The sequence below is a fragment of the Bradyrhizobium sp. BR 10289 genome (assembly GCF_019455385.1).
Classification (GTDB): Bacteria; Pseudomonadota; Alphaproteobacteria; order Rhizobiales; family Xanthobacteraceae; genus Bradyrhizobium.
Window position 1 is genome coordinate 473,265 of sequence record NZ_JACOFR010000001.1, and the last position, 18,089, is coordinate 491,353.

The 18,089-nt window shown below is 65.1% G+C and carries 19 protein-coding genes; 12 read left to right on the top strand and 7 right to left on the bottom strand.

The genetic code is table 11. The features are described 5' to 3' along the window. The first annotated feature begins 16 nt into the window (after positions 1–16). The 5 genes from HYH08_RS02430 (at position 17) to HYH08_RS02450 (ending at position 3,580) form a co-directional block, all read left to right on the top strand. Positions 17–628, top strand: coding sequence for a hypothetical protein (locus HYH08_RS02430; protein ID WP_220008134.1), 612 nt, complete (start codon positions 17–19; stop codon positions 626–628). Beyond that, entirely contained in the window at positions 615–1,235 is a 621-nt protein-coding gene (locus HYH08_RS02435; protein ID WP_220008135.1) for a GNAT family N-acetyltransferase, read from the top strand. The genes HYH08_RS02430 and HYH08_RS02435 overlap by 14 nt, the downstream gene beginning before the upstream one ends. 25 nt (positions 1,236–1,260) lie before the next feature. Continuing rightward, positions 1,261–1,824, top strand: coding sequence for an isochorismatase family protein (locus tag HYH08_RS02440; protein ID WP_220008136.1), 564 nt, complete (start codon positions 1,261–1,263; stop codon positions 1,822–1,824). 30 nt (positions 1,825–1,854) lie between these two features. Further along, on the top strand, positions 1,855–2,025 hold the full coding sequence (locus tag HYH08_RS02445) for a hypothetical protein (RefSeq protein WP_220008137.1): 171 nt from the start codon (positions 1,855–1,857) through the stop codon (positions 2,023–2,025). Between the two features lie 172 nt (positions 2,026–2,197). Further along, positions 2,198–3,580 (top strand): aspartate aminotransferase family protein, encoded by a 1,383-nt coding sequence (locus HYH08_RS02450; RefSeq protein WP_220008138.1) that lies wholly within the window; start codon positions 2,198–2,200, stop codon positions 3,578–3,580. A 204-nt stretch (positions 3,581–3,784) separates the two neighbouring features. Here HYH08_RS02450 and rnd read toward each other — a convergent pair whose 3' ends face one another. Together rnd and HYH08_RS02460 are read right to left on the bottom strand one after the other, a co-directional pair. After that, entirely contained in the window at positions 3,785–4,933 is a 1,149-nt protein-coding gene (gene rnd, locus HYH08_RS02455; RefSeq protein WP_220008139.1) for a ribonuclease D, read from the bottom strand. 354 nt (positions 4,934–5,287) lie between these two features. Next, positions 5,288–6,187 (bottom strand): LysR family transcriptional regulator, encoded by a 900-nt coding sequence (locus HYH08_RS02460; protein ID WP_220008140.1) that lies wholly within the window; start codon positions 6,185–6,187, stop codon positions 5,288–5,290. A 104-nt stretch (positions 6,188–6,291) separates the two neighbouring features. On the opposite strand from HYH08_RS02460, the gene HYH08_RS02465 reads away from it, so the two are divergent. Then, positions 6,292–7,281: a zinc-dependent alcohol dehydrogenase family protein gene (locus HYH08_RS02465; RefSeq protein ID WP_220008141.1), complete on the top strand. Its 990-nt coding sequence runs from the start codon at positions 6,292–6,294 to the stop codon at positions 7,279–7,281. 143 nt (positions 7,282–7,424) lie between these two features. Here HYH08_RS02465 and HYH08_RS02470 read toward each other — a convergent pair whose 3' ends face one another. From HYH08_RS02470 to HYH08_RS02490, 5 genes are all read right to left on the bottom strand, one after another. Beyond that, positions 7,425–8,756 carry an ABC transporter substrate-binding protein gene (locus HYH08_RS02470; RefSeq protein ID WP_220008142.1) on the bottom strand — a complete coding sequence of 444 codons (1,332 nt, stop codon included), beginning with the start codon at positions 8,754–8,756 and terminating at the stop codon, positions 7,425–7,427. Between the two features lie 11 nt (positions 8,757–8,767). After that, complete coding sequence (locus HYH08_RS02475; protein ID WP_220008143.1) at positions 8,768–9,637, bottom strand: carbohydrate ABC transporter permease; 870 nt, start codon at positions 9,635–9,637, stop codon at positions 8,768–8,770. Continuing rightward, positions 9,634–10,584, bottom strand: coding sequence for a carbohydrate ABC transporter permease (locus HYH08_RS02480; RefSeq protein ID WP_220008144.1), 951 nt, complete (start codon positions 10,582–10,584; stop codon positions 9,634–9,636). Before HYH08_RS02480 ends, HYH08_RS02475 begins: the two co-directional genes overlap by 4 nt. 1 nt (position 10,585) lies before the next feature. Next, entirely contained in the window at positions 10,586–11,437 is an 852-nt protein-coding gene (locus tag HYH08_RS02485) for a phosphodiesterase (RefSeq protein WP_220008145.1), read from the bottom strand. Between the two features lie 193 nt (positions 11,438–11,630). Continuing rightward, positions 11,631–12,320: an IclR family transcriptional regulator gene (locus HYH08_RS02490; RefSeq protein WP_220008146.1), complete on the bottom strand. Its 690-nt coding sequence runs from the start codon at positions 12,318–12,320 to the stop codon at positions 11,631–11,633. A 160-nt stretch (positions 12,321–12,480) separates the two neighbouring features. On the opposite strand from HYH08_RS02490, the gene HYH08_RS02495 reads away from it, so the two are divergent. The 6 genes from HYH08_RS02495 to HYH08_RS02520 are packed head-to-tail and all read left to right on the top strand — an operon-like array spanning position 12,481 to position 18,058. Next, positions 12,481–13,272, top strand: coding sequence for an ABC transporter ATP-binding protein (locus HYH08_RS02495; RefSeq protein WP_220008147.1), 792 nt, complete (start codon positions 12,481–12,483; stop codon positions 13,270–13,272). Continuing rightward, positions 13,256–14,029, top strand: a complete 774-nt coding sequence (locus tag HYH08_RS02500; protein WP_220008148.1) for an ABC transporter permease — start codon at positions 13,256–13,258, stop codon at positions 14,027–14,029. Before HYH08_RS02495 ends, HYH08_RS02500 begins: the two co-directional genes overlap by 17 nt. A 30-nt stretch (positions 14,030–14,059) precedes the next feature. Then, positions 14,060–15,082: an ABC transporter substrate-binding protein gene (locus HYH08_RS02505; protein ID WP_220008149.1), complete on the top strand. Its 1,023-nt coding sequence runs from the start codon at positions 14,060–14,062 to the stop codon at positions 15,080–15,082. An 11-nt stretch (positions 15,083–15,093) separates the two neighbouring features. Next, positions 15,094–16,338 (top strand): CaiB/BaiF CoA transferase family protein, encoded by a 1,245-nt coding sequence (locus tag HYH08_RS02510; RefSeq protein WP_220008150.1) that lies wholly within the window; start codon positions 15,094–15,096, stop codon positions 16,336–16,338. After that, positions 16,335–17,165, top strand: a complete 831-nt coding sequence (locus HYH08_RS02515) for a citryl-CoA lyase (RefSeq protein ID WP_220008151.1) — start codon at positions 16,335–16,337, stop codon at positions 17,163–17,165. Before HYH08_RS02510 ends, HYH08_RS02515 begins: the two co-directional genes overlap by 4 nt. Then, the gene (locus HYH08_RS02520) at positions 17,162–18,058 is read left to right on the top strand and encodes an SMP-30/gluconolactonase/LRE family protein (protein WP_228747464.1); all 897 of its coding nucleotides are present in this window, start codon (positions 17,162–17,164) and stop codon (positions 18,056–18,058) included. Before HYH08_RS02515 ends, HYH08_RS02520 begins: the two co-directional genes overlap by 4 nt. Positions 18,059–18,089 lie beyond the last annotated feature (31 nt).

An 18,089-nucleotide genomic window follows, 5' to 3' on the forward strand; every position in this document is an offset into this window, starting at 1 on the left:
GAGGGGTGAGGGTGGTATGGAAAGGGGCTCGTTTGCCGCAAGGCATGATTTCGACGCGTTGCCGCTCAGTGCGGACGTCGACGTGCGCTGCGCGCAATTTTCCGAAGTCGCCGATCTTGCCGACATGGCACGGCGGCTCGTGCCGGGCGTGCAGATCGGCGCCGCCGGCCTGACGAGATACTTCACGTTCGATCCCCAGAGCATTCTCACCTTCAGCCGGAAGGGCCGTCTCGTCGGCGGCATGGCTTTCCTGTTTCTCAATGAGCGCGGCCATGATGCGCTGCTGCTGGACGAGATCTGCCTCACCGCGCCCGAGATGCACTATCTCGCCTCCGCGCAAGAAGACGTCGCGGCCATCTACATCTGGGCGATTGCGGCGACGGGGCGCGGCATCGCCGGTCTCGGCAAGGCCGCGGCTCATCTGCGACAGCTAAGGTTTCGCGGCGCCGATTGCTATGCGCAGCCGTCAACCGTGGCCGGACGCGAGATCATGAGAGCGACCGGCTTTGCTCCGGTGCCGAGCTTCCAGCCCGACCTCTGGTGTTACGAGCGCCCCTGGCATCGGCAGCCGGCGCGCATGCCGGGCGCGATCATCCAATCAAGGAGTTTTGCAGATGCACGGCACTAGAATTCCCCTCGCCAAGCCCGACTCCCGCGCCATCACCGTCCGCATCGCGCGTGATCCCAGCGACCTGATGCTGGTCACCGCGATCCGCTCGGCGGTCTATCTCGCCGAGCAGGATTGTCCGTTCGACGAAGAATTCGACGGCAACGACATGGTGGCCGCGCATTTCATCGGCTATGTCGGCAACGAGCCCGCGGGCTGCCTGCGGGTACGCTTCTTCGGCGATTTCGCCAAGGTCGAGCGGCTGGCGGTCCGGCACCAATACCGGCGCTCGCGCGTCTCGTTCAAGCTGGTGCAGGCGAGCGTCGACTATGTGAAGCGCAAGGGCTTTCGCAAGATCTACGGCCAGGCGCAGGACCGGCTGGTCGACTTCTGGGCCCATTTCGGCGCCAAGCCGCTCGGCCATAACAGGAAGATCACCTTCTCCGATTTCTCCTATACGGAGATGCTGCTGGAGATCGAGCCGGGGCCGGACGCCATCACGCTCGACAGCGATCCCTATGTGATCATCCGGCCCGAGGGCGATTGGGACCGGCCGGGCGTGCTCGATGCGTCCGCCGGCCGGGCGGTGACGTCGCCGCTGCGGGACGTCGCACTCGCCGATCGCTGAAACCGATGCAGCTGCGCGCAAGACAATGCTGGCTTCCATCTCCGACGATCCGCCGATCCTGGTCTGCGCGGATCTCCAGGTCGAATACCTGACCCCCGGGCGTCACCACGTCATCTTCGACGGCGACGCAGCCACCTTGCGCTGCCTGGAGTTGCTGACGCTGTGGCGCAGCAATCTCTGGCCGGTGATGCATCTGAAGCGCATCGCCCAGGCGGCATGGTTCAATCCGGCATCGAAGCTGACCGATTGGATCGCGGAGGCGAAGCCGAGGCCCGGAGAGATGACGTTCGAGCACCCGCTGCCGTCGGCCTACAGTTCCGCGCGGTTTGTGGACTATATGTCCAATATCCGCAACGTGCGCTGCGTGGTGATCGGCTTTTCCCTGGACGAGACCATCCTGGCCACCGCCGTGGACGGGTTTCACCGCAGCCACCGCTATCAGGTCGTCACCGATGCCGTGGCCTGTCGCCAGCCCGGCACGGGTGAGGCGGCGGCCTACAAAACCTCGGTGGTGAATGTCATCGGCAATTTTGCTACAATCCAGTCCAGCGCCGAGCTGATCAGAGCCAGCGGCGCCGTTGCGGTGTAGGCGGCCGCAATCGGCGGATGGGATGGGACATTGCCACGTGGAGACGAGCTCAAGGAACTGGCGAACCAGCTGTCGCGTGCCGCCGAGACGGCGCGCCGCGTCGGCTTGCCCACGACCGTCTATCTGCTGTCGATGGCGCTGGTCGAGGTGAGGGAAGCCGCCCGCGCCGCCGGCGAGGGCGATGATGACAGCGCGGCCTGACGGCTGCCAGTTCTCCAAGCGTCCCGTGTGTGGCTTTGTGCAACGCTGCCGAGCGCCCATTGCCGACGAATTGGCGTTGCAAGTTCCGTCTCATGGCAATAGCCAGTAACTCGGTCATCAAGTGATGACGTGAGCCGCGCCGGCGACGCGACGACTTTAAGGATCTCCGCAAATGTCCATGCTGCCCAATTCGCAAGAAGCCCGCGATGTGGCCTACCAGCTCCATCCCTATACCAATGCGCGCGCCCATCAGCAGGCCGGTCCCCTGGTGATCGAGCGCGGCGAGGGCCCTTACGTGTTCGACGCGGCGGGCAAGCGCTATTTCGAGGCGATGGCGGGCCTGTGGAGCGTTGGGCTCGGCTTCAACGAGAAGCGCCTGGTGGAGGCCGCGCACAAGCAGATGCTGGCGCTGCCGTTCTACCATACGTTCTCCGCCAAATCGCACGGGCCCTCGATCGATCTCGCCGAGAAGCTGGTCTCGCTCGCGCCTGTTCCGATGAGCAAGGTGTTCTTCACCAACTCAGGCTCGGAGGCCAACGACACCGTCCTGAAGCTGATCGCCTACCGCTCCAATGCGCTCGGCCAGCCCCAGCGCAAGAAGATCATCAGCCGCATGCGCGCCTATCACGGCGTCACCATTGCCTCGGCGAGCCTCACGGGCCTGCCGAACAACCACCGCTCGTTCGACCTGCCGCTGCCGAACATCCTGCACACGGGCTCGCCGCATTTCTACAAGGACGGCGCTCCCGGCGAGAGCGAGGAGGCGTTCGCGACGCGCAGGGCCGAGGAGCTCGACGCGCTGATCCAGAAGGAAGGCCCGGAGACGATCGCGGCCTTCTTCGGCGAGCCGGTGATGGGGGCGGGCGGCGTCATCGTGCCGCCGGCGACCTATTGGGACAAGATCCAGGCAGTTTTGAAGAAGTACGACATCCTGCTGGTCGCCGACGAGGTGATCTGCGGCTTCGGCCGCACCGGCAAGATGTTCGGCTGCGAGACCTACGGCATCAAGCCCGATGCGCTCGTGGTCTCCAAGCAGATCACCTCGAGCTATTTCCCGTTCTCGGCGATCCTGATGAACGACAAGATGTTCGAGCCGATCGCCGACGAGAGCAACAAGATCGGCGTGCTCGGCCACGGCTTCACCGCGGGCGGCCATCCGGTCGGCTCGGCCATTGCGCTGGAGAACCTGAAGATCATCGAGGAGCGTGGCCTGGTCGCGCATGCCGCCGAGCTCGGCGCCTACATGCAGGGCCGCCTGCGCGAGTTGACCAGCCATCCGCTGGTCGGTGAGGTCCGCGGCGTCGGCATGATCGCCGCGATCGAGCTGGTGCTCGACAAGGGCCGCAAGACGGCAGCGGCGACGCCCGGTGCGGTCGGCGGCATGGCCAGCCGCATGCTCCAGGAGCGCGGCGTGATCTCGCGCAACATGCTGGATGCCATCGCCATCTGCCCGCCGCTGATCGTCACCAAGGCCCAGATCGATGAGCTGGTTGCGGCGATCGCGGGCGTGCTGAATGACATGAAGCCGGAAGTGGCCAAGCTGACGCCGGCGTAAGGCGGCGCAGTCGGTCTATCCCCGTCACCCTGAGGTGCTCGCCTCTTCGGCGAGCCTCGAAGGGCGACGGCCCGACTCTCTCGGCGCGGCGACAACGGGGCCGCTCATCCTTCGAGGCTCCCCGTGCGGTGCTTTGCACCGCACGCCTCGCACCTCAGGATGACGGCGCGAGAGTTATTGCGCGTTGATAGCTAGCCGCCAGCGCTAAGCCCGCTGAACCCCGATCACGCGGCCCTTCTCGACGGCAAGCGCAAGTTCGCCGCGCTTGAGCTTCAGGGCGGCATCGCCAAACAGCTCGCGGCGCCAGCCGCGCAGGGCAGGGACATCGGCCTCGTCACTGGCCGCGATCTCCTCGAGATCGTCGACGGTGGCGATCACCTTGCTGGCAACGGCGTGGCGCTCGGCGGTCATGCGCAGCAGCACCTTGAGCAGCTCGACGATGGCCGCGCCGTTGTTGTTGTTGCGTGGCTTCTCCAGCTTCGGCAGCGTCGACAAATCCCGCGCGAGCCCGCGCTGAACCGCCGCGACGATGTCCGCGCCCCATTTGGATTTCTCAAAACCCTTCGGCACCGAGCGCAGGTTCGCGAGCTTCTCCAGCGTGTTCGGCGCATGGGTGGCGATGTCGCTGACGGCCTCGTCGCGCAGCACGCGGCCGCGCGGCACGTCGCGGCTCTGCGCTTCCTGCTCGCGCCAGGCGGCGACCTCCATCAGGACCGCGAGATCCTTCGGCTTGCGCACGCGCGTCTTCAGCCGCTCCCAGGCACGTTCGGGGTGGAAGTCGTAAGTGCGAGGCGAGGTCAGGACCTCCATCTCGATCGAGACCCATTCGCTGCGGCGGCGCTTCTTGAGGTCGGCATCGAGGGCGGCGAACACGTCGCGCAGATGCGTGACGTCGGACACCGCGTAATGCATCTGCTCCTTGGTCAGCGGCCGGCGCGACCAGTCGGTGAAGCGGTGGGTCTTGTCCGGGCGGTGCCCGGTGACCTTCTCGACCAGCGCGTCATAGGCGATGCTGTCGCCGTAGCCGAGCACCATGGCTGCGACCTGGGTGTCGAACACCGGGTGCGGGATGATGCCCGCCTGGTGCCAGATGATCTCGATATCCTGGCGGGCGGCGTGGAATACCTTCAGCACGGCCTCGTTGCCCATCAGCTCGAAGAACGGCTTGAGGTCGATGCCCGGAGCGAGGGCGTCGATGACGATCGCTTCCTCGGGGCTGGCCATCTGCACCACGCACAGCAGCGGGTAATAGGTGGTCTCGCGCAGGAACTCGGTATCGACGGTGATGACGGGGTGCTTGGCCAGCCGGCTGCAGGCAGCCGCGAGGTCAGCGGTGGTGGTAATCAAATCCATGAACGGCCCATGACAAGTCCATCAGCCGTTCTGCCGAAAGCGCTGTGATGTCAAGGGGCTCTAAGCGAATTCGAGGCTTGCACCGGGCCGGAATCGCTGCTTTCCGACGAAATTCCTATTCGTAGCGGACCCGCTGCGAGGATTTACGGGCACAGGGCAGCGCCACGACCAGCACGCACATCGCGACCAGAGCCAGTCCCAGGAACTCGAAAACCAACAGATCCACGGCAAAACCCCTCAGGAAACATTGCTAGACTTGTCTGGGCTGCGTTGAGGGTCTGTTAATTCTCGTGGTTACCGCGGGCGGCGCGGGCCGGATGGTGGACGAGGGGTTAACGGAGCCCGGCTCGACCATCACTCCATGTGCTTCGGCAACGCGGTGGCCAGCGCGTCCACGGCGGCGCGGACTTTCGGCGGAAGCCGGGGCGAGCGGGGCCACAGCGCGTGGCAGTCGTAGAGGAATTCGCCCTGGCCTTCGAAGAGGCGGACCAGCGCGCCGGTGCGGAGGCGTTCGCGGACCAGCCAGTACGGCAGCCAGGCGAGCCCCATGCCTTGCACGGTGGCATCGGCGATCGCCTCGAGATCGTCGAGCCTCAGCCTGCCCGCAGGCATGATCTCGCGTGGAAGCTGGCCTTCTTGCGGAAACAGCCACGGCCGCACACGGCCGGAGCGGCGATAGATGATGGCCTGATGCCCGGCGAGATCGTCGAGCGCCTTCGGCTTGCCGTTGGCGCGCAGGTAGGACCGCGCGCCGCACACCACCATGCGCTGGCTCGCGATGCGCCGGGTGATCAGGCCGGACTGGTCGTCGAGATCACCGGTCCGGATCGCAAGATCGTAGCCGGATTCGATGATGTCGGCGATCGGGTCGCCGAACGAGAGGTCGAGTTCGAGATGCGGATATTTTCGCGCCAGCTTCATCAACAGAGGGGCGATGCAATGCCGTCCGAGCAGGGCAGGCATGGTCACGCGCAGCTTTCCGCGCGGCTCGGACAGTTCATCGGCAACGACGTTGTCGGCGGCTTCGGCTTCGCTGAGCACGGCGCGGCAGCGCGCGTAATAGGCCTGGCCGGTCTCGGTCAGGCTCTGGCGCCGCGTGGTGCGGTTGAGAAGGCGGACGCCGAGGCGTTCTTCGAGGAAGCGGACGTGCTTGCCGACCATCGGCCCGGACATCTCCAGGGCGTCGGCCGCGGCCGCGAACGAGCCGAGATCGACGGCCCGAACGAACACGGCCATGCTGGTCAGGCGGTCCATGATTGAAAACTCCTGGTTTCGACTGTTCGCTTATTTGAGCCATTTATCCGCTTCAGGCGGATCGGCATAGCTCTCATTCGGTTCAATTGTTTTGGAGTGTATCCGTGGCGCGCGTCGTTCGCTTTCACCGGCATGGCGGTCCCGAAGTGCTTTGTATCGAGACCGTGGACGTTCCACCGCCAGCGAGGGGCGAGCTGCAGGTCCGCGTCAGGGCACTCGGTCTCAACCGCGCGGAGGCGCTGCTGCGGAGGGGCACCTATATCGAGACCGCGACCTTTCCGTCTGGCCTTGGTCTGGAGGCGGCCGGCCTCGTTGAGGTAGTTGGCGAAGACGTGACCGGCTTTGCGCCGGGCGATGCGGTCAGCATCGTGCCGCCGCTGTCAATGGTGCGATGGCCGGCCTATGCCGAGCTCGCGACGTTTCCGGCCGAGCTCGTCGTGAAGCATCCGCCCGAGCTCGGCTTCGAGGTCGCGGCCGCGGTGTGGATGCAGTATCTGACGGCTTACGGCGCGCTGGTCGATATTGCCGGACTTGGACGAGGCGAGCTCGTCGCCATCACGGCGGCATCGAGCAGTGTCGGGCTTGCGGCGATCCAGATCGCGAACCGGATCGGCGCGGTCCCGGTCGCGCTGACGCGGACCTCCAGCAAGCAGGCTGCCTTGCGCGATGCCGGCGCGGCCCACGTGATCGCCTCGGACGAGGAAGATATCGGGGGGCGGCTGGCGGAGGTTGCGGGCCCAAACGGCCTCCGCGTGGTGTTCGACGCCGTCGGCGGTCCCGCATTCGAGCCGCTGACCGCGGCGATGTCACGGGGCGGAATCTTAATCGAGTATGGCGGGCTGAGCCCCGCGCCGACGCCGTTTCCGCTCTTCAACGTGTTGACCAAGAGCCTGGTTCTGCGCGGCTACCTCGTGCACGAGATCATCCGCGATCCCGTACGCCTTGCGAATGCAAAGGCGTTCGTCCTCGACGGTCTGTCAGACGGCGCATTGAAGCCGGTCATCGCCCGGACGTTCCGGTTCGAAGACATCGTCGAAGCGCATCGCTTTCTGGAGTCGAACGAACAGTTCGGCAAGATCGTCGTGACGATCTGAGGTCGCGCTTTTGGGGCGCGTTTCGTTAGGGTGGGCAAAACGTAGCGTGCCCACCATCACTCCATGGAGGAAGAAGGTGGGCACGGCGCTGTGCGCCTTTGCCCACCCCATGAGATCGCGTTCGTGGCTCGGAGTCGCCCGCCTTACGGCAGCTTCAGCGACGTCTCCGCATTGTACGGCTTCAGCGTCTCATCTGCGGCCTTCTGGGCGGCCACCAGGGCTTCCTTCGGCTGCTTCTTGCCGTTGAGGACCAGCATCACCTCGTCCTCGAGGTTTTTCCGGACCGGCACGGTCTTGTAGGTCGCAAACCACGGTTTTGCGACGTCGAGCTGCTCGACGGCGGTCTTGGCGTCGGGGTTCTTGCCCAGGAAGTCGACCATGTCGGGCGTCTTGTACGCCGCCATGTTCGGCGCGAAATAGCCGGTGGCACGGCTCCACCAGGCGCTCTTCTCGGGCGAGGTCATCCACTTGATCAGCGTCCAAGCCGCCTTCTGCTTGTCGGCCTCGACGCCTGCCGGAACGATCAGCGAGGCGCCACCGATCGGCACGGCGTTGCGGACGTTGCGCGGGATGAAGGCGACCTTGTAGTTGAACTTGGCGTTGTCGCGCACGTAAGTGAGCGAGCCCGTCGAGAGCATCATCATCGCGGCATTGCCGGAGATGAAGGAGGTGCTGACGGCGGGACCGGGCGTGGCGCCGGGGGCGTGGACCTTGTGCTTGTAGACGAGGTCGTTCCACCAGGTCAGCGCGCCCAGCATCGAGGGCGTGTCGTAATAGACCTCGCCGCCGAACTCCTCGTTGTAGTAGCGCCCGCCATTGGTCATGGTGAGCGTTTCCATCATCCAGCCGCAATAGTCATAGGCGCAGGGGATCGCGATGCCCCATTGGGTCACCTTGTCGCCTTCGCGCTTGGTGAGCTTCTTGGCCCAGTCGGTGAGCTCGGCCCAGGTCTGCGGCGGCTTGCTCGGATCAAGGCCCGCTTCCTTGGCCTTGTCGGCGTTGATGTAGAGCAACGGCGTCGAATTGTGGAACGGCACGCCGTAGACCGAACGGTTGATCACCGCGTTGCCCTGCAGCGCCGGGAAGAACTGGCCCAGGAACTGCTCCTTGGTGGTGCCGTCGGCGGCAATCAGCGGATCGAGATTGGTGAGCTCGTTCTCGATCTGCATGTCGAGCAGGAAGTTCGCCGACATGATCACGGCCGCCGGCGGCTTGCCGGCCTTGATCGAGGCGCGCGTCTTGATCAGCGTGTCGTCGTATGAGCCGGTGTAGACGGCGGTCGCCTTGATCGCCGGATGGGTGTCGTTGAACTCCTTGATCAGGGTGCCCATGTCGCGGGCGAGCTTGCCGTCGACGGGGACCGGGAAGAACAGGTCGATCTCGGTCGGGCCTTCCGCCATCGCGGGGACGGCGAGGGCGCTGACAATCGAGCCTGCCATGGCGAGGCCCAGCATGAGCCTGCGGGTAAACAGCATCGAAAACTCTCCTATTTGATGCCTGAGGTGACGAAAGAACTGATGAAACGCTTCTGGAAGATCAGGAACGTGATGAGCAGCGGCGCGATCACCATCAGCGTGCCGGCGGCGATCGTGCCCCAGGCCTGCGTGCCTTCGGCGGTCGCGGTGAAGACGGAAAGGCCGACCGTGAGCGGTCGCTTGTCCGGCGAATTGATCACCATCAGCGGCCAGAGGAAGTCGTTCCAGTGGCTGGTGACCGAGATGATGGCGAACGCCGAGAAGCTCGGCATCGACAGCGGCACGTAGATGTGTCGGATGCGCTGGAACAGACTGGCGCCGTCGATCCGCGCGGCGTCCTCCAGTTCGGTCGGAATGGCTTCGAAGGCCTGCCGCATCAGGAAGGTGCCGAAGGCCGAGGCGAAGAACGGCATCATCACGCCGGTGAGCGTGTCGTAGAGGCCGAGCTGCGCCACGAGCGTCAGGTTCGGCACGATCAAGAGCACCGGCACCAGCATCAGCTGCATCAGGAACAGATAGAAGATCAGCGTCTTGCCGGCGAAGTCGAGCCGCGCAAAGGCAAAGCCCGCCAGCGTGATCGTAACGAACTGCACCAGGAGGATGCCGGTGCAGATGAACGTGGTGTTGAGGGTGTAGCGCGGGAAATCGCCGATCTCCCAGGCGTCCCTGATATTGTCGAGCGTCGGCTTCAGGCTCGGCACCAGCTCGGCCATGGCATTGATGCCGTCGGAGGCCGGGCGCAGCGTCGCAACGCCCATCCACAGGAACGGGATCAGCCAGACGATTGCGAGCAGCACCGTCAGCAGGAAGCCGAGTTTGGGCGTGATCTCGCGGCGCGTGGCGAGCGGTGCGTCCTTGAGCAGCCAGTCGATCAGTTTCATGGCCCGCCCTCCCGGTTGGCCATGGTGCGGAACGAGAGCGCGGTGAGGCCCATCAGCGCGGCCAGCGTTAACAGCGTGGCCGCCGAGGCCTTGCCGATATCGTAGTGCTCGACCGCCTGCTGGTAGATGTAGAACAGCACGAGGTTGGTCGCGTTCGACGGCCCGCCCTTGGTCATGACGAAGACGTGGTCGACCTGCGTCACCGCGTTCAGCGTGGCGATCACGATGACGAACAGGAAGGTGGGCTTGAGCTCCGGCAGGATGATGTGCCGAAACCTCTGATACGGACCTGCGCCGTCGAGATGGGCCGCTTCCATCACGTCCTCGGGCACCGCCTGGAGGCCGGCGAGGAAGAACAGCATGTAGTAGCCGGCGTTCTTCCAGATCGTGATGACCATGATCGCGTAAAGCGCGATGTCGGGGTCGCCGAGCCAGTTCGGCAACACCGGCAGCAGGCGGCCGATGTAATGGTCGAGCAGGCCGACATTGGGCAGGAAGATGAACAGGAACAGCGCGGAGGCCGCGACCATCGGAATCAGCACCGGCAGGAACAGCGCCGCGCGCAATGCGCTGTTCACCGCATGGGTGCGTGCCAGCGCCAGCGCGAACAGCAGCGCGAGCGCGATGCTCGGGATCGCCGTGCCGACGGCATAGAGCAGATTGTTGATGACAGCACCGGCGAAGGCGGGATCGGCCAGCACCGCGTTGACATTGTCGAGACCGACGAAGCGGACCGGCGCCTTCGGCGTGGCGCGCTGATAGAGCGCGTCGATGAACACGCGCCCCATCGCACCATAAGTGAACAGCGCGAGGAAGATCAGCGAGGGCAGCAGCAGCAGGTAGGCGGGCAGCGAGGCTTTGAAGCGGCTCGAAAACCGCTTCAGGACGTGCAGGCGCGGTGCCACTGATGCCGCGACAGGGAGAGCCGCGGGTTCAGCGAGGCTCATCTCATCGCGCCGGGAAATTGAGTGCATAGTCGCGGCCGTCGACGCCGGCGGGCGGATCGAAGGGGAAACGCAGACTGGTGTCGAGGAAGTCGTGACTGTGCACGACCAGGTTCTGATCGTCGATCAGCACCACGCCATAGGCCGGCGGTTCGTGGCTCGCCAGATGAGCGGCGGCGTTGGCATCGAGCTCGAACCAGACCTGGTGATTGGTGCCGCGCAGCGTCGAGAACGGGATCTTGCCGTAGCTGCCGAAGATCGGCCGGTGCACATGGCCGAAGAAGAGGTGGCGGATACGTGCACGATAGGGCGCGATGACCTCGGCGAATTCGGCGCTCTGCTTCAGCGCGATCTCGTCCATCGCGTGCACGCCGACCGGGAACGGCGGATGATGCATGAACACGACGAAGGGCTGGTCGGCCGGCACGGCTGCAAGCGTCTTCGCCAGCCACTCGAAGCGTTTGGCGCACATCTCGCCGGCGTGGCTGGTCTCGTCCAGCGTGTCCAAAAAGACGAACAGGCCATGTTCGGTGGTGCGGGTGCCCTGCACGAAGCCGTTGGGATCCCGCGGCGCGGCCTTCAGGCCGTCGAGGCAAGCCACGCGCTTGTCGTGATTGCCGACCATGGCGATGTACGGGATTTTCAGCGCCGCCATCGCCTCGGCGAAATTGGCGTAGGATTCCGCCTCGCCCCAATGGGTGAGGTCGCCGGTCACGACCGCGAAGGCGGCATCCGATTGGTGCCTGTTGATGTCGGCCACCGCCGCATCCAGCCGGGCGCGCGGATCGAGGCCATAGAGCTTCAGCCCGGGATTTGCGAGATGCGTGTCGGTGATGTGGATGAACTTGAAGGGCATGGCGCGCTTGTCAGGATCGTTGGAGGATGGGCGCCTCCGGCAAGACGCGCTGCCAGCCCGTTAGAGCGCGAGTGTTTCAGTTTGATGACAGCGAAAGGCGCGCGCGCGTCGCGATCCACAGCGGCAAGTGGCTGTGCCATCGGGACGCACGCCGGCGGCGCAAATTGATCGGTCTGAAGCTGCGCTCTGCTTGTCAGCGCTCACCGGCGGGCAGCAGACCGCTCAGGGCTTTGGCCTCGCAAATCAGAACGTTGACCGCGGCCTTGCGCGCCTCTGCGTCGAAGCGGGTCCGGATCGTGGACACTGACAAGGCGCCGCGCAATTTGCCCTGGACATCGATCACGGGGACTGCGGCAGCTGCGACCTCGGGATCACGCTCGCCGAGCGACACGTAGAAACCGCGCTCGCGGATTTTCCTCGTTTCGGCCGAAACGGGATCGCGATAGGCAGTGAGCACGCGACCGGCGGCGCCACGATCGATCGGCAGTCGCTGCCCTTCGTCGAGATGATGCCGTACGGAGCGCGGGGAGTTGACCCGGTAGAGGCAGATGCGCTCGTCGCCGTCGGCAATGTAGAACGAGGCCGTCTCGCCGGTCGCTTCGACAAGGCGATGCAGCGTCGGTCTCACGAGGTCGCCGAGATCGAGGCCGCGCTGATAGAGCGCACCGAGGCGCCAGAGTTCTGGCCCGGGACGGAACAGCCGGTCTGCGCCACGGACAAGAAAGCCGTCGCTCTCCAGCGTCGCGGCGAGGCGCAGCACCGTGCTCTTATAGAGATCGGTCGCTTCGGCAATCTCGGTCAGCGTCATGGCGCTGCGCTCCGGCTCAAACGCCCTGAGGATCGCTAGCGCCCGGGCCACCGCATCGACGCCTGTCTTGGCCATCTCAAATCCTGTTCTGCTGGACAGAACAGATATCACGAGTGCATCCAAAAGTCGACAAAACAGCCGATAGGTGGGTTCTGTTATACGAAATCAATTTGACTCAGATGCCGGGTCCGGTTACGGATTTTGAACAATAGAACTGGTTCTGCGGAGCGAAACAATGGAAGGGCAGCCGACCTTGGCCGTCGATTTGCGCGACGTCATGATCCGCTTCGGCGATTTCACCGCCGTGAAAAGCATGAACCTCCAGGTCGGCGAGGCCGAGTTCGTGGCAGTGGTCGGGCCGACCGGCTGTGGCAAGTCGACCATTCTCAACACGGTCACAGGATTGCTGAAGCCAGCCGCCGGGGAGGTCAGCGTATTCGGTAAGCCGCTCACAGGCCTGAACGACCAGTCCGGCTACATGCTGCAGCAGGAGGGTCTGCTGCCATGGAAGACGGCGCAGGACAATGTCGGGCTCGGCCTCGTGTTTCAGGGTAAATCGGTCGAAGAGGCGCGGGCGCAGGCGCGGCCCTGGCTTGCCAAGGTTGGCCTGAAGGGGTTTGAGGAGCGCTATCCACATCAGCTGTCGGGCGGCCAGCGCAAGCGCGTGGCGATGGCCCAGACCCTGATCATGGAGCCGAGGATCGTCTTGATGGATGAGCCGTTTTCGGCGCTCGACGTGCACACCCGCCGGCTGATGCACCGCATCCTGCTCGATCTCTGGCAGGCGGAGCGGCGCTCCCTGATCTTCATTACCCACGATCTCGACGAGGCGATCACGCTCGCTGATCGTGTCGTGGTGATGTCGGCGGGACCGGGCAGCCGCATGGTCGGGGACGTCCCGATCACGCTGCCACGCCCGCGCGACGTATCGGCGCTCCAGACCACCGATGAATTCGTCGCACTCTATCGTCAAATCTGGTCGCTGCTCGGCGCCGAAGTGGAGAAGAGCTATGCCGCGCAGGGGTAAAGTCGTTCTCGTTCAGGTCGCGATCGTGCTGAGCCTGCTCCTGGTCTGGGAATCCGGCGTGCGAGCAGGGCTGATCGACCCGTTCTTCTTTCCGGCGCCATCGACGCTGGTCGCGCGGATCGGCGAATGGATGTCGACCGCGGATTTCTGGACCGACGTCGGCGTCACGCTGCTGGAGACGATCCTGTCCTTCGTGGCGGGGATCGCGATCGGCACCACGCTCGGGATCTGGCTCGGCCTGAACCCGTTTGCGGCCGAGGTCGTGCAGCCCTTTATCAAGATGTTCAACGCCATCCCGCGTATTCTGCTCGGACCGATTTTCGTGATCTGGTTCGGCCTCGGCCTGACCTCGAAGGTGGCGCTGGGCGTCACGCTGGTGCTGTTCGTCGCTTTCTTCAACACCTTCCAGGGCGTGCGCGAGGTCAATCCGGTGGTGCTCGCCAATGCCCGCCTCCTGCGCGCGTCCAAATGGTCTTTGCTGCGCCACGTCTACCTGCCGTCGGCCACGACCTGGATATTGTCGAGCCTGCGGGTCTCCGTCGGCATGGCCGTGATGGGCGCGGTGGTCGCCGAGTATCTCGGCTCGTCCGCCGGACTAGGTCACCTGATCGCCCAGGCCGAGGGCGTGCTCGATGCCGCCGGTGTGTTCGCCGGCATTATCGTGCTGTCCGCATTCGTCGTCGCCCTCGATGCGGTGGTCGATCGTGCCGAGAAACGGCTCCTGGTGTGGCGTCCCGCGCCGGCCCACGAAGTCTGACCGAACAACAACACAAACATGGAGGTTCGCATGCGCGTCTTCACCCGGCTGATCCTCGCCGTATCGGCGATCGGTCTTTCCGTCCTCTCGGCGCAGGCCGGCGAGCCCGAAAAGGCCAAGCTCAAGATCGCCGTCGGCTCTCAGATACTCAACTACATGCCGCTCGAACTCGGCGTGAAACTCGGCATGTTCAAGGAGGAGGGGCTCGACGTCACCGTTGAGAACTTCCAGGCCGGTGGCTCGAAGGCCCTCCAGGCGCTGATCGGCGGTTCGGTCGACGGCACCGTCGGCTTCTACGACCACACGATCCAGATGCAGGCGCAGGGCAAGGAGATCTCCTGCGTATTCCTGCTCAACGACATCCCCGGCGTGCTGCTCGGAGTCCGCAACGACCTCGCCGACAAGGTCAAGACCGGAGCCGACCTCAAGGGGCTCAAGCTCGGCATTACGGCGCCCGGCTCGTCGACCGACACCATGGCACGCTACTACATCAAGAAAGCCGGGCTCGGGCCGCGCGACGTCAACATCATCGCGGTCGGCAGCGGCGCGCCGGGCATGGTCGCGCTCGAAGCCAAGAACATCGACGCGCTCGTCTATTTCGATCCGATTGCGACGCTGCTGGCGCGCAAGAACTCGGCGACGCCGCTGTTCGACGCGCGTACGATCGAGGGCTCAAAGCAGGCCTTCGGCGGCATCTATCCGACAGCCTGCCTCTATCTCCAGCAGTCGTTCATCGACAAGAACCCGGAGACGGTGCAGCGTCTCGTCAACGCGTTCCTGAAGACGCACCGCTGGATCAACTCGGTCCCGACCGAGCAGCTCGTCGATGCGATCCCCGCCGGCTACAAGACCGACAATCGCGACGTGAACATCGAGATCATGAAGGCCTCGAAGGCGCTGTTCTCGCAGACGGGCCGGATGGACGCCGAAGCCGCCAAGGTCCCGCTCGCAGTCCTGAGCGACTACGATCCCAAGATCGCGGCCGCCAAGATCGACCTCACCAAGACCTTCACCAATCGCTTCGCCGAGCGCGCTGCCGAGCAACTGAAGTAGGGGCCAACGGAATGTCCTTGCCGCTCACCGGCATCCGCGTCCTCGACCTGTCCAATGTGCTGGCCGGTCCGTTCTGCGGCTACCATCTCGCGCGCCTCGGCGCCGAGGTGATCAAGATCGAGAAACCTGATGGCGGTGACCTGGCGCGACGCCTCGGCGCCGATCCGACGCAGGGGGAGCGGCTCCAGGGCCTGTCCTTCGTTGCCGTCAACGCCGGCAAGCAATCGGTTGCGCTCGATCTGAAGTCGGAGGCGGGAAGGGAGGTGTTCCTGCGCTTCGTCGCCAAGACGGACGTGGTTCTGGAGAATTTTCGACCCAAGGTGATGGAGCGGCTCGGCCTTGGATACGACGTGCTGAGCCGGCACAATCCGCGGCTGGTTTATTGCGCGATCTCGGGCTTCGGCCAGACCGGGCCATGGGCGAAGCGGCCGGCCTATGACCAGATCGTGCAGGGCCTGTCGGGTGCGATGAGCGTGACGGGCGATGCGCAGTCCGCGCCGCTGCGTACGGGATTTCCGATTTCCGACACCATCGCCGGACTGACGGCGGCCTTTGCCATCAGCTCCGCGCTGGTGGATCAGCGGCAAACCGGCCGCGGCCGCTTCATCGACGTGTCGCTGCTCGAAGCAACCGTCGCTGCGATGGGCTGGGTCGTTTCCAACCACCTCAATGCCGGCGTCGAACCGGAACCGATGGGCAACGAGAACTTCACCGCCGCGCCCTCCGGCACGTTCAGGACCGCGACTGGGCCGCTCAACATCGCCGCCAACGAGCAGAAGCAGTTTCAGACCTTGTGCGGTCTGATCGGCCGAGCTGAGCTCGCGACCGATCCGCGTTTTGCCAAACGCGAGACGCGCAAGGCCAACCGCGCGGCGCTGAACCAGGCGCTCAACGATGCGCTGGGCGCAAAGGCGGCGGAGGATTGGGAGCGCGAACTTAACGCAGCCGGCGTGCCGGCAGGCTGCGTGCTGACGGTGCCGCAAATCCTCACCCAGCCGCAACTGCTCGAGCGCCGCTTTGTCGAAACGTTGCCGGCTGAGCCGGACCAAGGACGACCACTGCGGATCACGCGGCCGGGCTTCCGGCTCGACGAGGACTTTCCGGTGCCGACGTCGCCGCCCGAGCTCGGCGCCGATACCGAACGCTGGCTCGCGCAACTCGGCTACTCCGAGGAGGCCATCGCCCGCCTTGTCACGAGCGGCGCGGCCGCAGCGGTGGCCACGAACAGGAACGGCACGAAGCGGAGCGCACAATGAGCGACGAGAGCGCATTACGGGACGCGGCTGCGCAATGGTGGCGGACGTCGATATGCGATATCGCCCCCGGGCGCATCGCCTATCGGGGCTATCCGATTGAGGACCTGATCGGCCGGATCTCGTTTCCGGCGATGATCTGGCTGATGCTGCGCGGGGAGCTGCCGACGGCGGCGCAGGAGCGGCTGCTGCAGGCCGCGCTGGTCGCCTCCGTCGACCACGGCCCGCATGCCCCCTCGATCGCGATTGCGCAGATGGCGGTGAGCTGCGGCCTGCCGCTCAACGGCGCGATGGCTTCCGCCATCAACACCCTCGATGACGTTCATGGCGGCGCCGGCGAGCAGGCGGTCGAACTCTATGACGACGTCTTGCGGCGAAGCGAGACCGCAGAGATCGACGCAGCCGCAGGCGCGGCCATCGATCATTTCACCGCGACCCGCAGCAAGTACCTGCCGGGCTTCGGCCACCGTTTTCATCCGATCGACCCGCGTGCCGCGCCGCTGCTCGCGTTGGTGGACGCGGCAGCGGCCGAGGGCAGCGTCAGCGGCCGCTATGCCGACGCCGCGCGCGCAATCGAGCGCGTGATGCAGGCGCGCAAGGGCAAGCTGATCCCGATGAACATCGACGGCGCGACCGCGGTGATCTATGGCGAGCTCGGCTTTGCGCCACCGCTTGCGCGGGGCGTGTTTTGCCTGTCGCGCGCGGTCGGTATACTCGCCCATGCCTGGGAGCAGACCGGGCGTAAGGACCGCAACAAGGGGCCGATGCCGAAGCAGTTTGCCTATAAATATGAGGGGCAGCCGCGCCGCGCGCTGGACGATCGGTCATGATGTATCTCGACACGCCGCCGCGCCGCCTCGAGACCCGCGTCTTCTCGGCGATGCCCGCAGAGTTCCGGCGCCCCGGCGTCCGCTCGGACTGGGCTGATGCCAACCGCGGCGGTCATCCCGTCGACAGTTTCATCGAGGGGCCGGCGTTCGATGCGGAGGGCAATCTCTACGTCGTCGACATCCCGTTCGGCCGCATCTTCCGGATCGCACGCGACGGGGCGTGGTCCTTGATCGCCGAATATCGGGGATGGCCGAACGGCCTGAAGATCGCGCCCGACGGCCGCATTCTCGTGGCCGATTACATGAACGGCATCATGGAGCTCGATCCCGGACGCGGCACGATCACGCCCATCCTGGCGCATCGCAACTCGGAGTCCTTCAAAGGCTGCAACGACCTGCATATCGCCTCGAACGGCGATGTCTATTTCACCGATCAGGGCCAGACCGGACTGCATGATCCAAGCGGCCGGGTCTTTCGCCTCCGCACCGACGGCCGTCTCGACTGCCTGATCTCGAATGGGCCGAGCCCGAACGGCCTTGTGCTGAGTCCGGATGAGACGGTGCTGTTCGTCGCGATGACGCGCGACAACAGCGTCTGGCGCGTGCCGCTGATGCGCGATGGCGGCGTCGCCAAGGTCGGGCGCTTCGCCTCGTTCTTCGGCACCAGCGGGCCGGACGGGCTGACGGTGGACCGTGAGGGACGGCTGTTCGTCGCGCATGCCTCGCTTGGCCATGTCTTCGTGCTGGCGCCGAACGGTGAGTGCATCGCACGGATCAAATCATGCGCCGGGCAGACCTGCACCAACGTGGCGCTCGATCAGACCGGCGAGACCCTGATGATCACGGAATCGTCGAGCGGATCGGTGTTGATGGCCGCGTCCGAGCTTTCATGATTGAAATGTAGGACGCGGGCTACCCTGCCGC

Coding starts and splice junctions, on each gene's coding strand:
- HYH08_RS02430 (WP_220008134.1), top strand. CDS start 17: ATGGAAAGGGGCTCGTTTGCCGCAAGGCATGATTTCGACGCGTTGCCG.
- HYH08_RS02435 (WP_220008135.1), top strand. CDS start 615: ATGCACGGCACTAGAATTCCCCTCGCCAAGCCCGACTCCCGCGCCATC.
- HYH08_RS02440 (WP_220008136.1), top strand. CDS start 1,261: ATGCTGGCTTCCATCTCCGACGATCCGCCGATCCTGGTCTGCGCGGAT.
- HYH08_RS02450 (WP_220008138.1), top strand. CDS start 2,198: ATGTCCATGCTGCCCAATTCGCAAGAAGCCCGCGATGTGGCCTACCAG.
- rnd (WP_220008139.1), bottom strand. CDS start 4,933: ATGGATTTGATTACCACCACCGCTGACCTCGCGGCTGCCTGCAGCCGG.
- HYH08_RS02460 (WP_220008140.1), bottom strand. CDS start 6,187: ATGGACCGCCTGACCAGCATGGCCGTGTTCGTTCGGGCCGTCGATCTC.
- HYH08_RS02470 (WP_220008142.1), bottom strand. CDS start 8,756: ATGCTGTTTACCCGCAGGCTCATGCTGGGCCTCGCCATGGCAGGCTCG.
- HYH08_RS02475 (WP_220008143.1), bottom strand. CDS start 9,637: ATGAAACTGATCGACTGGCTGCTCAAGGACGCACCGCTCGCCACGCGC.
- HYH08_RS02480 (WP_220008144.1), bottom strand. CDS start 10,584: ATGAGCCTCGCTGAACCCGCGGCTCTCCCTGTCGCGGCATCAGTGGCA.
- HYH08_RS02485 (WP_220008145.1), bottom strand. CDS start 11,437: ATGCCCTTCAAGTTCATCCACATCACCGACACGCATCTCGCAAATCCC.
- HYH08_RS02490 (WP_220008146.1), bottom strand. CDS start 12,320: ATGGCCAAGACAGGCGTCGATGCGGTGGCCCGGGCGCTAGCGATCCTC.
- HYH08_RS02495 (WP_220008147.1), top strand. CDS start 12,481: ATGGAAGGGCAGCCGACCTTGGCCGTCGATTTGCGCGACGTCATGATC.
- HYH08_RS02500 (WP_220008148.1), top strand. CDS start 13,256: ATGCCGCGCAGGGGTAAAGTCGTTCTCGTTCAGGTCGCGATCGTGCTG.
- HYH08_RS02505 (WP_220008149.1), top strand. CDS start 14,060: ATGCGCGTCTTCACCCGGCTGATCCTCGCCGTATCGGCGATCGGTCTT.
- HYH08_RS02510 (WP_220008150.1), top strand. CDS start 15,094: ATGTCCTTGCCGCTCACCGGCATCCGCGTCCTCGACCTGTCCAATGTG.
- HYH08_RS02515 (WP_220008151.1), top strand. CDS start 16,335: ATGAGCGACGAGAGCGCATTACGGGACGCGGCTGCGCAATGGTGGCGG.
- HYH08_RS02520 (WP_228747464.1), top strand. CDS start 17,162: ATGATGTATCTCGACACGCCGCCGCGCCGCCTCGAGACCCGCGTCTTC.